Below are 11,998 nucleotides of genomic sequence, written 5' to 3'. Positions count from 1 at the left end.
GCGCAGCAGTCGTAAAACCTGAAACTGCGGTCTTCCTGAACCACCGCATCGCCTGATTTCACGACTGCTGCGCAGCCGAACGCAGGCTTCGCCAGCTGCTACGGATCGCGTTACGCCTGTCGGCTGCCTCCATCGCCTTACTACCAAGGGACTAGAAGGCGACCACCAAAGCAGCATGGGGTGATTGCAATGCTGTTTCTAAGATGGGTGCCATAGCCTCTGCCAAGAGGTTTTGCGTGCAATCCTGAGGGCATAACAATGACAACAATACGCAACGCTTTGCTCATGACCGGGCTGCTGGCCGGCTTTATCAGTGCAGGTTCCGTGTGGGCTCACGGCAACGTGGTACCTCAAGCCGTGGAAACCCAGGGTCTGACCCCGATCAAGGACGCCGGTGTTCCGGTCGATGCGGATGGCTGGGCGGCGGCCAACCCCTATCGCGCCTCCCCGGAGCGAGATAAGGCGCTGGAAATCGGTTCGTCGGCCTACAACCAGAACTGTGCGGCCTGTCATGGCCTGGAGGCCAAGTCCGGTGGGATTGCCCCCGACTTGCGCATGCTTGATGTCGGAGAGTCAGGAGACGAGTGGTTTGTCGAGCGCGTGCGTCATGGCGCGGTGCGTGACGGTCGGGTCTACATGCCCAAAATGGCCGACTATTTGAGCCAGGAAGCCTTGTGGGCGGTGCGCACTTACCTCGACAGCGTTCACGTCGAGGAGTGATCCCATGCGTCTGATCGCGGTGCTGATCAGTGCACTGTGGCTGTGCTGCCAGACAGTGCAGGCGCAGGTTCGCACCTATGACGAAATGATCGCCGCCGGGGAGCTGAAAGTGGCGGTCTACAAGGACTTCCCCCCCTACAGTTTTGAACAGGCCGGCCAGCCCCGAGGTGTTGATGTCGAGCTCGCCGAGGCCCTGGCCAAGGCGCTCGGTGTACGCCTGACGCTGATCTGGGCGCCTGCCGGGGAAAAACTCGATGACGATTTGCGGGATTACATTTGGCGCGCCAGTGCCTTGCACAACCAGCAACTGGCCGACCTGATGATGCGTGTGCCCTATGACCGCGACTTCGCCCAAAAGCGCAACGAATTCGGCGAAATGGAAAACGGTCATGTGGTGATGTTCGGCCCCTATCAGACCGAACAATGGCAGGTGGCATACGATCAACGTCGGCTGGAAAAAGTCGGCAGCGTGGCCGTGTTCGAGCATCACCCGATTGGCGTCGAGGTCGACAGCGTGCCGTCGTTTTACCTGACTTCGGTGTTCAACGGCATGCTCGCCGGCAAGACCCACCACTATCCGGGCGTGCCACAGGCATTTGCCGCGATGAAGGCCGGTGAGGTCGACGCCGTCATGGCCATGCGGGGCGAAATTGACTGGCAGGTGCATGAAGCGGCCGACCCGCAGGTGGCACTGGCGCAAAACGCCTACCCGAGCATGGGCAAGCAGCTCTGGGAAATCGGCATGGCCGTGCACGAAAGTAATCGGCAACTGGCCTATGCCGTGGAAGAGGCATTGGAAGGCCTGATCCGCGAGGGTGCGGTGAAGACGATCTACAGCCATTACGGCCTGCGCTATGACGTGCCGCAGATGTATCAATAGGAGCGGGTGATGAGCTGGCGAATGACGTGTCTGTTGGCCTGTTGGTTACCCTTGGCTGCGCACGCTACGAGCATCGATCCGGGTAAAGACCCGGTGCCCTCGGTGATGTGGGCGTTCTATCACAAGCAAATGCTCGGCGATGCACCCTTTGTCTTTGATGATCGGGTCAAGCTGCTGGCGCCGCCGTTTGCCGAAGACGCCCGGCAAGTGCCATTGGAAATCGATGCACGAGCGTTCAAGGGCGAGGTGGTGAAAATCCTCGCCTGGGCCGAACTCAATCCGCTGCCGAGGATCGTCGATTTCCAGCCGCTGGACCGTGTATTGCCGTGGCTGTCGATCCGTATCCGGATCGAACAGGCCACCCCCTTGCGCGCTGCGGTTTTGACCCGCGATGGGTTGTGGCATGTCGGTTCGACCTTGATTGATGCCGCAGGTGGCGGCTGCACCGCGCCGAGCGTCGTGCGCACCCAGCCTGGCTGGGAGGAGCACATCGGCGAAGTGTTGGGCGGTCGCTATCCGCGCAGTAAGTTCAACCGATTGCGCGTGCAAGTGGCGCACCCGATGGACAACGGCATGGTCAGCGGTATTCCGGAATTCTTCATCAACCATGCGGAACTGAAGGATCTGAACGATCAGCTGTTGGCGCGGCTGGAGCTGTTTCCCGCTGTCAGTGAAAACCCCAACCTTGCCTTTGACATTGAAGGGGCAGGGCAGACGCGCCTGTTCATTCGGGACACCAGCGGCAATGAATTTGATGCTTCAATCCCCTGACCCAAAGGAGCGTGTCATGCGCTGGATACTGCTGCTTGTATTGAGCGTCAGCCTGCCGGCCATGGCCGAGCTTGAGTATTCGCTCAAGCCCCGGCAGATCGCCGAAGACACCTGGCTGCTGGAAGGCAGCACGGATAATTTCAACAAGGCCAACGGCGGCAATATCGTCAACACCGCGTTCATTGTCACCGAGCAAGGGGTGGTGGTCATCGACACCGGGCCGTCGAAGCGTTACGGCGAGGCCATGCGCAAGACGATTGCGGCGATCACGGATAAACCGGTGATTCAGGTATTTCTGACCCACCATCACCCGGACCATGTGCTGGGCAATCAGGCGTTTGCCGATGTGCCCATCGGCGCACTGGCGGCGACCACCGAGCTGTTGCATCAACAAGGTGATGCGATGGCCGAGAATATGTATCGAATGGTGGGCGACTGGATGCGCGGCACCGAAGTGGTGCTGCCCAATCAGGTCGTGACACCAGGCGTACACAGTTTTGGGAATCACGATTTACGCGTGCTGGGCCTGGGTGGGCATACGGCAGCGGATCTGGCTATTCTCGACCAGCGAACCGGCGTGCTGTTTGCCGGGGACCTGGTGTTTTATCACGGCTTCTGGAGCCTTACTAACTGTTATCTGCTTTTTATCGCCCATAAATCAGATACTTACCTAATCTAACTATTTTTAGTTTTTTCGTGCGCTACGAGGCAATCTGCGCAGTTTCCATTCCATGGCGCTCCCTATCGTGAACGCTAGTCAGATGTGGCGCCGAAATGGCTCACTTCAGTCTGGGGCATACCTCCACGCGCCACACCCAATGCTCTCCGGATCTTCCCCTGATGGTAAGAGCAATCGAACCCGACACATCAACCAATCGCCAGCTCACTGAAGCCGCGAACCTGGACTCACAGACACGGGGCTCCCTGACCCTAGGTTCAAATTGTGGTTTTTGGTATATTGTTAGGTGACTAACTACATGGGGAATTAACATGTCAAAACTCGCAGAATTTCGTCAGCTTGAAAAGCACTTGGCTGAACAGCTCCAAGCTCTCGAAGCCCTGAAAGGGGACGTTGGCCTCAAGAAAGAAATCGAGTTCGAGACCAAACTGCGTGCACTGCTGGCTGAGTACGGCTACAGCCTACCGAACGTAGTCAACCTGCTAGATCCGCAAGCGAGCCGTCGCGCTCTTGCTGTCGATTCTAAAGCTGGCATCCGTAAGCCACGCCAAGTGAAGGTTTACAAGAATCCTCACACCGGCGAAGTCGTCGAAACCAAAGGCGGCAATCACAAAACACTGAAAGAATGGAAAGCAGAACACGGCTCCACGACCGTTGAATCTTGGCTGACCAAATGATTTTGGTTTGGGTACAAAAGGGACCTTCGAGGCCCCTTTTTTTCATCTCATTCAAGAGTGGCGGTTAAAAGCTTCGTCAGCTTGCCTACCCGCGAAAGCTGGTATCAGTGACGGGCAATAAGTGGTCGAAGCAGTCACTCGAAAGCTTTACGAAGCTAACGGAACATCCCTGCAGAGCTTCTCAACATAGGTTTACCCTTCGCCTATTTCTGAAGCAGATGGTAGTTAGCGCAGAATCTGATCAATCAACAGAAGCACGGCGATAATGATCATGATAGCCCCCGAGAGACGGCTAACCGCTTTGGCTGCCACCGGACGAGCCTGCAGCACCGCTCGAGAGCCAAAACCCACAGCCAGGTAAATCACGCCGCAACTGAAGGCGTGAAGCAGGCCCAGCGCGACGATCTGAAATGGCACCGGCCATACGGCCGTTGGATCAGTGAACTGCGGCAACAAAGCCAGAAAAAGCAAAAAAACTTTGGGATTGAGGCCGCTCACGCAGGCCCCCTTAAGAGTCCAGCGTGCCCAGGAGCCTGTGGCTTGCGTCTCGCCGGCTTGTGGTACCGAAGGGCGTAAAAGCATGTTGATTCCGAGCCAGATCAGGTAAGCCGCGCCTCCAATAGTGAGCACCGAAAGGGCGACGGGGTTGCTAGCAACCAGGCCACCAACGCCTGCAGCTACAACCAGCGTCGCCAACACATGGCCAATCAACAAACCAGCCACCGCGGGCATCACGACGCGACCAAACAACCCCGCCGAAATCGCGTACGCCCAATCTGCTCCAGGGGTAATCACGAATAAAAAAGACACAGCCCAGAACGCGGCGAAAATACTAAGACTCATACCAACCTCGCATTGATGGACGATGTTGTGATTGGTTGGCGAGAGCCGCGTATGACAGCTTCCGCCTTGTTGAATTGATTGCTAGTGATGACGGGGTGCATTTTTCACTCTCGCAGACATACAACCGATATCAGTCCTGAATCGGACAAATACGGATGACAGGTGGTAACAAAGTTTGAAAAAGAATAATTGAAAACGGTTAAAATGTTTTCCCTATTATTCCAGGTTGATGACTGAATTAAGGTAGATTCTTCTATATGGATAGCACTGATCGAAAGATACTTGCCGAGCTTCAAACTGACGGGCGATTGTCGGTCACAGAACTGGCCGAGCGGGTCGGTCTGAGCCTGTCCCCTTGCCATCGTAGGGTGCGTGCGCTTGAGGAGTCCGGGGTGATCGAGGGCTATCGCGCTCAACTTTCGCCTAGCGCGTTAGGTTTGAATTTTTCAGCAATGGTTTTTGCGACGCTGCGCGAAGGGGATCATCAAGCGGTTGAAGCGTTTGAAAGTGCACTATTGGGAGTACCAGAGATCGTCGAGGCTCAACGGCTGTTTGGCGAGCCTGATTACCTACTTCATGTCATTACACGTGATCTACCGTCGTTCCATCAGCTATATGATGATTGCTTGTCGACGCTACCCAATGTTCAGCGGTTGACCACAACCCTGGTGATGAAGCGTGTCATTCAAGATCGTTCACTGCCCTTGTGAACCAGTTGCGGCTAACGGGCGTCTGCCGACACCAACCTTGCTCTCATGCCTTCATAACAGGCGTCCAACCGCGTCAATAACACTTTCCGTTTTTTCCCTGTGGGGCACGTGTTGGCAATCGCTAAGTATGAGCAGCTCCACTTCCTTGCGGGCAAGGTTGGCGAATCGTTGAGGGTGCAGTGTTGAGCCAAACTCGTCTTCTGCGCCATGGATAACCAGCAGCGGACACTGAATCGTCGGCAACCCCTTCTCTATGGACCAGTCTGCGTAAGAGGGCGAAAGCCAGGTTTGGGTCCAAGCGTTCAAAACCCATTGGGCCTTGTCACCGTGGTACTTCTGCAAGCGCTCGATTTGACCCGGTTTTTGAAACTGTTCTTTTGCACTGCGCACCCCCGAGACTGTTCTCTCCTCAACAAAGGCTTGGGCGGACTCGGTAACCAAAGCCAGGCATTGCTCGGGAAACAACGCAGCGCAATTTGTCGCCATGGCACCCCCCACGCTGTGGCCGAAGGCGATAAAGCAATCGATGCCGAGACTGGAACGTACGAAGGGAAAGTAACGCTGCGCCTCTTCACGAATGAAGTGATAGGACCAATCGCCCGGATGAGGATCTGACTGACCAAACCCCAATCGGTCATAGGCAACCACGCATCTTCTGGTTGCTTTCGCCAAACGGGTAGGGAAGTCGCGCCATAGCTCAACGCAGCCGAGTGAGTCATGGAAGAGGATGATAGGGGCTTTGTTTTGCGCTGGCTCCTCATTGTGGGGATGCCAGCTGCGGGCGAACACCTGTCCGTAAGGTGTATTAACCCAATGATCTTTCTGAGTAATGGAAACCTGCATTGATGATCCTCATATCAGACAACGGTGTTGTCCTTTCACACCGTTGCGGGATGGGCGTGGTGAAGGCCATTACCACACCCTAGTCTTAAACTACTTCAAGCCATTTAGTGTTGCGCGGCTTTTTCAGCGCCCCATCCAGTTTCGGCGCGTACGCTTTGTTGCTCGAAAGCGTCACGCTCAGCATTGGCACTCGGACTGTGGTCAAGGCATGAGACCGCCCAGGCAATAACGAATGCCAATGGCATCGAGAACAACGCAGGGTAGTCGTAGGGGAAAAGTGCCTCGGGGTGATGCAGGACTTTGACCCAAACACCCGGAGACAGCAAGACCAACGCCAAGGAGCTGACCAGCCCGCTCAACCCGCCCCAAATGGCGCCGCGACTTGTCAGTCCTTTCCAATACATGGCCAACAGCAGGATCGGGAAGTTGGAAGAGGCGGCAATCCCGAATGCCAGTGCTACCAGGAACGCGACGTTTTGTCCTTTGAAGAGAATCCCCAGAGCGACGGCAACGACTCCTAGGCCGATGGTTGCCCAGCGACTAACTCGCATTTCACTTTTGCTGTCGGGTTTGCCTTTGCACAGCACATTGGCATACAGGTCATGGGAGATGGCGGACGCGCCGGCCAGGGCCAGACCCGAGACCACGGCGAGAATGGTGGCGAATGCAACAGCGGCAAGGAATCCGAACATCAGATCGCCGCCCAAGGCTTGGGCCAAGTGCATGATTGCCATGTTGACGCCGCCAAGAAGCGGGCCGCCAATGACGCCTTGTTCAAAGTACTGTGGATCTTGACCGACGATGCTGATCGCAGCGGTGCCTAGAATGCAGACCAGAATGAAGAACAATCCAATTAGGCCGTAGGCAACGAGCACAGACTTACGGGCGGCCTTGGCATCAGGCACGGTAAAGAAGCGCATCATGATATGTGGCAGACCGGCGATACCGAAGACCAGGCCGAGAGACAGCGAAATCATCGAGAGCGGGTCGGTGGCGATTTTCAGGGGGCCAAGAATTTGCTTGCCACTCTGGTGGCTGGCTACGGCACTGTCGATCATGTGCTCGATGCTAAAGCCAAAGTGCTCAAAGGCTAGCAGCGTTAACAGAATCCCCCCGCTGAGCAGTAATACTGCCTTGATGATTTGCACCCAGGTAGTAGCGACCATGCCTCCAAACGTTACGTAGACCACCATCAATACGCCGACACAAATAACAGCAATTTCGTAGTCAATCCCGAACAGAAGGTTGATTAACTGCCCGGCGCCAACCATTTGCACAATTAAGTAGAAACACACGATGACAAAAGAGCTGAAGGCCGAAAACAGGCGGGTGCCCACTGGGTCGAGACGATAGGCAATGATATCGGCGAGGGTGTAGCGTCCAAGGTTTCGTAGGCGTTCGGCCATCAAGAACATAATCAGCGGCCATCCGAGAATAGCGCTGACCGAATAGATCATTCCATCGAATCCTGTGGCGAATACCATGCTGGAAACGCCAAGCAATACGGCTGCCGACATGTAGTCGCCAGCGATGGCAAAGCCGTTTTGCACACCACTGATACCGCCACCCGCGGTGTAGAAATCCGAGGCAGAACGTGTTCGGCCGGCCGCCCAATAAGTAATGCCGATGGTTGTGATCACGAACGCCAGGAAAATCGCGATCGCTGTCATGTTTGGCCCGTGCGTGCCGGGTTGGACTGTCTGTGCAATGGCCGCAATGCTGGTGAAGCAGAGCAATGGTACCAATAACAGTCGTGTGAGCGATTTCATGCTTTCACCTCCGACAACAGCGCCTGGGTCAATTTGTCGAACTGATTATTTGCCCGAAAAACATACAGCCCGGTCAGTAACCAGGAGCCGATGATAAGGATGAGTGCGGACCATATGCCGGTGGTGAGACCACCTCCCAGAGGCACATGCAGCAGTAGTTGCGGATGCCACGAGACCGCAGCGACAAACAGTGAGTAAAGTCCTAACACGATGGCACTGAGGGTAAAGGCGAGACGACTACGGCGTTGAACCAGTGTTTGATACTGTGGATGACTCCGCAGGGCCTGATAGACGGGGTGCGATGACATATTTGAGCTCCTTAAACTTTAATTGTTATTGGCTGGAGTTTTTTTGTTATGGGGCTGCCATGCTCTTGAATGGCAGGTGCTGCAGGGCAACCCGAGAGAGTTCAAGTGCGCAGCAAACTGCGCGATGAACCAACTCTCTCAGGTGCTATGGACGTCGTGTCCGGTCTTGATTACCTCGTGGCAACTGAAGTGGTGCGTGAATGTAGCTTCAAGTTGATAGATGGAAATGAGGATGCCGCGTTACCGGGTCTAGCTATGCAGCGATTCCCTTTATTGTTCTAGGTTGACCGCTCACTTGGCGGCTGGTTACCGATTTTGCAATCCTCAGATTATTTGCATTAGCGGCCAATGCGCGTTGTTTACCAAAAAGGTGTACCAATCAGGCTAACTAGATCTTGGGACTAGCTTAGCCAGTGACCCGTTAGCCTTGAAATAACCCGATCCGCCGATTAATTTGCAAAACACGCCACTCCCGTAATGAGAACCAGCCCGCACGCGCTCTGCGTCCCCCACTAATTTTTACGGTGCTCGAGAACAACGTCATCACATTGCATATCCGTGCTCTGCGCCAGGAAACTCGCGGCTTTTAACTGCCGCTACGTAGGACTGCAACGCGGACTGGATACTGTTCTGTCCCGTCAAGAAATTGCGCACGAATTTTGGGGTGCGTCCGGTCAGGGACAGACCAAGCATGTCGTGAAGTACCAGCACTTGGCCATCAGTACCGGCGCCCGCGCCGATGCCAATTACCGGGATCCTTACGGCTTGACTGAGTTGCTCGGCTAATGGGCTAGGTAGACATTCGACTAACAACATTGCAGCGCCAGCTTCTTCCAATGTGATCGCGTCTTCTATCAACTGACGCGCCCGAACCGGGTCTCGCCCCTGGACCTTGAAGCCGCCGAGAACGTTGACTGATTGCGGCGTCAGGCCGAGGTGTGCGCATACCGGCACACCGTTTTGGGTCAGTCGTTTGACCGATTCGGCCAACCATCGATCTCCTTCCAGCTTGACCATGTGTGCGCCGGCCTTCATCAGGCGACCAGCGCTCTGCAGAGCCTGCTCAACGGTGGCGTAACTCATGAATGGAAGATCCGCGACGATGAAGGCGCCGACGTTGCCGCGCCTGACGCATTCGGTATGGTAGGCAACGTCTTCTACCTGCACCGGTAGCGTGCTGTCGTGTCCGTGCAAAATCATGCCCAACGTGTCACCTACTAAGAGCATTTCCACACCGGCGGAGCTTGCCGCTTGGGCGAAGGTGGCGTCGTAGCAGGTCAGCATGGCAATTTTTTCGCCGCGAGCTTTGAGCCCATGCAGAGTGGTGAGAGTGATATCAGGCATTGAAAAAGTCCTTGTGACAGTGTTCCGCGGGAGTAGGCGGGAGTACGTTTCGGTTACGAGCGGGCAGGGCCCCTCAGCGAAACTTGCGTGGGCATGAGCTTCAAGGGTGAGCTTGTGACGGAGTCAGTGATTAACTAATCCTTTCGAGGATTGCACCAGCGCGAAGGCGAAAGTCCGAATGCCTTTTTGAAATGCCTGGTCATGTGACTTTGATCAAAGAATCCCGCTTCTATCGAGGCGTCCGACAACGCTTGCCCCGCCAGAACGAGCGCTTTCACACGATCCAGGCGCCGAAGTGTGAGGTACCGGTGTGGGCTGGTTCCGAAGAACGCGCGAAAATCATTCGATAGATTCCAGCGATCTCGCCCCGCGCAGTCAGCAAGGTCGTCGAGCGTGATCGGCTGGTCGAGGTTGTCATCAATGTATTCGCGGGCGAGAGCGGCAGCCGCAAAATGATGGGAGGCTTTGGTCATGGGATGCCCGGCGACCTCTGCCAAAGTACTGACGAAGGTGTAAAGAGCATCGTCCTCCGCCAACGAGTCCAGATCGGCGTCCAAGGTATTGAGCAGCACATCAGCGGCAGCGGCCAAGCGAGGGTCACGTGTAATGCCGGCGGCAAGAAAAGGTAGGGGAGCGCCCTTCACAATGTCCTGGACCAGGGACGGTGGAACATACACGCCGCGATACCGGAATCCTGCTTCGGAACCGGCGCAACCGTCATGTGCTTCATCCGGGTGAATGATCATGGTTTCACCGGGCAAGCACAGCTTCGATTCGCCGCGGTAATGAAACCGGTGTACACCGGAAATCGTACGCCCGATGGCATACGTATCATGTCGATGTGGGTCGAAGGCGTGTGAGCCAAAGAACGCCTCAAACCGCTCGACCTTCGAGGTCAGAGGCGCATGTATCACCCAGTCCCGTTTCGATTGGTCGTCTTGCATAGTGGCGCACCGGTGCGATTGCAATATAAAACGCGATTCAGGATAGCATGGTCGATTTCGGCAATAACTGGGCCTAGGGGACGCCCGAAAATTAGTGCTGTAAGAAGGGTCTCATGCGATGTTTTGCAGCGCCGCCTTCGTTTCGATACGTCGCCTGTGGAGGTTAGTCAGAGCATAAGCAAACGGGGTTGTGCATGGCTTGTACGTTTGTGGTTGGCGGATTGTAAATTAGGGGGGCGTCGATTTTAGTTGGAGGAGCGGACCGGTGGCTTCCGGTCACGCCCCTTGCAGAAAATTATTGGTTCGTGGTCGACTTAAACCCGTTCAATAATGGCTGCAATGCCTTGTCCGCCGCCAATGCACATCGTTATCAGCGCATACCGTCCGCGTGTGCGGTGCAGCTCATGAATAGCCTTGATCGTTATGATTGCCCCCGTGGCACCAACCGGATGTCCGAGTGAAATCCCGGAACCATTGGGGTTGACCTTCGCCGGGTCGAATTCCAGTTGTTGGGCCACGGCACAAGCCTGCGCTGCAAAAGCCTCGTTTGACTCGATGACATCAATGTCTTGAATGCCCAGCCCAGCACGCTTCAGTACCATGCGAGTGGCAGGAACGGGGCCAATGCCCATGTAATCCGGTTCAACGCCGGCATGCGCATAGGCCACAAGACGGGCAATTGGCTTAAGGTTGTGTTGCTTGATTGCATTAGCATCAGCCAGAACGAGGGCCGCCGCTCCGTCGTTGAGGCTGGATGCGTTGCCGGCGGTCACAGTACCACCCTGTTGGAAGACTGGCTGCATCCTGGCCAGTTGTTCGATGTCGATGTCGGGGCGTACGTTTTCGTCTGTATCAAACAGCACGGTCCTTCTCTTCACCTGCACTTCCACCGGCACGATTTGCGTCTTGAAGCGGCCCTCTGCGATGGCGTGTGCAGCCCGATGTTGGCTCTGAAGTGCCAACTGATCCTGCATTTCACGTGAAATGCCATATCGTTCGGCAATGTTTTCAGCAGTAATCCCCATATGGGATCTTTTCCAAGGATCGTGAAGAATCCCATTCATGTAATCCACGGCCTGACTGTCACCCAGCCGACTCCCCCAGCGCAGGCTGGGGATGAGGTAGGGGCCGCGACTCATGGACTCTGCACCACCCGCTACAGCAACCCCAAAATCGCCAAGCAGGATACCCTGCGCGGCGGAAACGATTGCTTGCAAGCCGGAGCCGCACAAGCGGTTAACATTGAACGCTGGCGTTTCCTTGGGAATACCTGCCCCGATTGCTGCAACCCTTGACAGGTAGGCGTCCCGTGGCGCGGTTGGGATCACATTCCCCATCACCACATGATCAACCTGTTGGCCGTCGATGCCTGCGTGGGTGAGGGCACCTTTGACTGCTGCGGTGGCCAGATCGCCTAGGGGAATATCCTTTAAGGCTCCGCCGAAACTACCGATGGCAGTCCGTGCCGTACCGACGAAAAAAACTTCTGCTAGGGCCATTGTGGGCTCCA

At 55.7% G+C, this 11,998-nt stretch carries 13 protein-coding genes; 6 read left to right on the top strand and 7 right to left on the bottom strand.

Annotated features, from left to right (window positions below; genetic code table 11):
• Positions 1 to 258 precede the first annotated feature (258 nt).
• The 5 genes from pedF to PMI22_RS04970 all read left to right on the top strand — a co-directional run bounded on the left by pedF (position 259) and on the right by PMI22_RS04970 (position 3,727).
• Entirely contained in the window at positions 259 to 720 is a 462-nt protein-coding gene (pedF, locus tag PMI22_RS04950; protein ID WP_007948301.1) for a cytochrome c-550 PedF, read from the top strand.
• Between the two features lie 4 nt (positions 721 to 724).
• On the top strand, positions 725 to 1,600 hold the full coding sequence (locus PMI22_RS04955; protein ID WP_007948300.1) for a substrate-binding periplasmic protein: 876 nt from the start codon (positions 725 to 727) through the stop codon (positions 1,598 to 1,600).
• 9 nt (positions 1,601 to 1,609) lie between these two features.
• Entirely contained in the window at positions 1,610 to 2,371 is a 762-nt protein-coding gene (locus PMI22_RS04960; RefSeq protein ID WP_007948299.1) for a quinoprotein dehydrogenase-associated SoxYZ-like carrier, read from the top strand.
• Between the two features lie 16 nt (positions 2,372 to 2,387).
• The gene (locus tag PMI22_RS04965; RefSeq protein ID WP_007948298.1) at positions 2,388 to 3,050 is read left to right on the top strand and encodes an MBL fold metallo-hydrolase; all 663 of its coding nucleotides are present in this window, start codon (positions 2,388 to 2,390) and stop codon (positions 3,048 to 3,050) included.
• Positions 3,051 to 3,361: 311 nt separating this feature from the next.
• The gene (locus PMI22_RS04970) at positions 3,362 to 3,727 is read left to right on the top strand and encodes a histone-like nucleoid-structuring protein, MvaT/MvaU family (protein WP_007948296.1); all 366 of its coding nucleotides are present in this window, start codon (positions 3,362 to 3,364) and stop codon (positions 3,725 to 3,727) included.
• A 225-nt stretch (positions 3,728 to 3,952) separates the two neighbouring features.
• On the opposite strand, the gene PMI22_RS04975 is transcribed toward PMI22_RS04970, so the two are convergent.
• Complete coding sequence (locus PMI22_RS04975; protein WP_007948295.1) at positions 3,953 to 4,570, bottom strand: LysE family translocator; 618 nt, start codon at positions 4,568 to 4,570, stop codon at positions 3,953 to 3,955.
• Positions 4,571 to 4,827: 257 nt separating this feature from the next.
• Between PMI22_RS04975 and PMI22_RS0129750 the strand changes: the two genes are divergently transcribed.
• Positions 4,828 to 5,280, top strand: coding sequence for an Lrp/AsnC family transcriptional regulator (locus PMI22_RS0129750; protein WP_033049645.1), 453 nt, complete (start codon positions 4,828 to 4,830; stop codon positions 5,278 to 5,280).
• A gap of 51 nt (positions 5,281 to 5,331) precedes the next feature.
• On the opposite strand, the gene PMI22_RS04980 is transcribed toward PMI22_RS0129750, so the two are convergent.
• The 6 genes from PMI22_RS04980 to PMI22_RS05005 form a co-directional block, all read right to left on the bottom strand.
• The gene (locus PMI22_RS04980; protein WP_007948294.1) at positions 5,332 to 6,123 is read right to left on the bottom strand and encodes an alpha/beta fold hydrolase; all 792 of its coding nucleotides are present in this window, start codon (positions 6,121 to 6,123) and stop codon (positions 5,332 to 5,334) included.
• A 104-nt stretch (positions 6,124 to 6,227) separates the two neighbouring features.
• On the bottom strand, positions 6,228 to 7,892 hold the full coding sequence (gene actP / locus PMI22_RS04985; protein WP_007948293.1) for a cation/acetate symporter ActP: 1,665 nt from the start codon (positions 7,890 to 7,892) through the stop codon (positions 6,228 to 6,230).
• Positions 7,889 to 8,200 (bottom strand): DUF485 domain-containing protein, encoded by a 312-nt coding sequence (locus PMI22_RS04990; protein ID WP_007948292.1) that lies wholly within the window; start codon positions 8,198 to 8,200, stop codon positions 7,889 to 7,891. The genes actP and PMI22_RS04990 overlap by 4 nt, the downstream gene beginning before the upstream one ends.
• Positions 8,201 to 8,743: 543 nt before the next feature.
• Complete coding sequence (gene panB, locus PMI22_RS04995; protein WP_007948291.1) at positions 8,744 to 9,544, bottom strand: 3-methyl-2-oxobutanoate hydroxymethyltransferase; 801 nt, start codon at positions 9,542 to 9,544, stop codon at positions 8,744 to 8,746.
• 134 nt (positions 9,545 to 9,678) lie between these two features.
• A complete protein-coding gene (locus PMI22_RS05000; RefSeq protein WP_007948289.1) occupies positions 9,679 to 10,488 on the bottom strand; it encodes an AraC family transcriptional regulator in 810 nt (269 codons plus the stop codon).
• A 314-nt stretch (positions 10,489 to 10,802) separates the two neighbouring features.
• Positions 10,803 to 11,987, bottom strand: a complete 1,185-nt coding sequence (locus tag PMI22_RS05005) for an acetyl-CoA C-acyltransferase family protein (RefSeq protein ID WP_007948288.1) — start codon at positions 11,985 to 11,987, stop codon at positions 10,803 to 10,805.
• Positions 11,988 to 11,998: the final 11 nt, after the last annotated feature.

The organism is Pseudomonas sp. GM21, assembly GCF_000282215.1.
Classification (GTDB): Bacteria; Pseudomonadota; Gammaproteobacteria; order Pseudomonadales; family Pseudomonadaceae; genus Aquipseudomonas.
This window is presented reverse-complemented; position numbering and strand designations above follow the sequence as displayed.

What these genes read in the sequence shown, in the direction of transcription:
- pedF (WP_007948301.1), top strand. Translation starts at nt 259, where the DNA reads ATGACAACAATACGCAACGCTTTGCTCATGACCGGGCTGCTGGCCGGC.
- PMI22_RS05000 (WP_007948289.1), bottom strand. Translation starts at nt 10,488, where the DNA reads ATGCAAGACGACCAATCGAAACGGGACTGGGTGATACATGCGCCTCTG.
- PMI22_RS05005 (WP_007948288.1), bottom strand. Translation starts at nt 11,987, where the DNA reads ATGGCCCTAGCAGAAGTTTTTTTCGTCGGTACGGCACGGACTGCCATC.
- panB (WP_007948291.1), bottom strand. Translation starts at nt 9,544, where the DNA reads ATGCCTGATATCACTCTCACCACTCTGCATGGGCTCAAAGCTCGCGGC.
- PMI22_RS04955 (WP_007948300.1), top strand. Translation starts at nt 725, where the DNA reads ATGCGTCTGATCGCGGTGCTGATCAGTGCACTGTGGCTGTGCTGCCAG.
- PMI22_RS04970 (WP_007948296.1), top strand. Translation starts at nt 3,362, where the DNA reads ATGTCAAAACTCGCAGAATTTCGTCAGCTTGAAAAGCACTTGGCTGAA.
- PMI22_RS0129750 (WP_033049645.1), top strand. Translation starts at nt 4,828, where the DNA reads ATGGATAGCACTGATCGAAAGATACTTGCCGAGCTTCAAACTGACGGG.
- PMI22_RS04960 (WP_007948299.1), top strand. Translation starts at nt 1,610, where the DNA reads ATGAGCTGGCGAATGACGTGTCTGTTGGCCTGTTGGTTACCCTTGGCT.
- actP (WP_007948293.1), bottom strand. Translation starts at nt 7,892, where the DNA reads ATGAAATCGCTCACACGACTGTTATTGGTACCATTGCTCTGCTTCACC.
- PMI22_RS04990 (WP_007948292.1), bottom strand. Translation starts at nt 8,200, where the DNA reads ATGTCATCGCACCCCGTCTATCAGGCCCTGCGGAGTCATCCACAGTAT.
- PMI22_RS04975 (WP_007948295.1), bottom strand. Translation starts at nt 4,570, where the DNA reads ATGAGTCTTAGTATTTTCGCCGCGTTCTGGGCTGTGTCTTTTTTATTC.
- PMI22_RS04980 (WP_007948294.1), bottom strand. Translation starts at nt 6,123, where the DNA reads ATGCAGGTTTCCATTACTCAGAAAGATCATTGGGTTAATACACCTTAC.
- PMI22_RS04965 (WP_007948298.1), top strand. Translation starts at nt 2,388, where the DNA reads ATGCGCTGGATACTGCTGCTTGTATTGAGCGTCAGCCTGCCGGCCATG.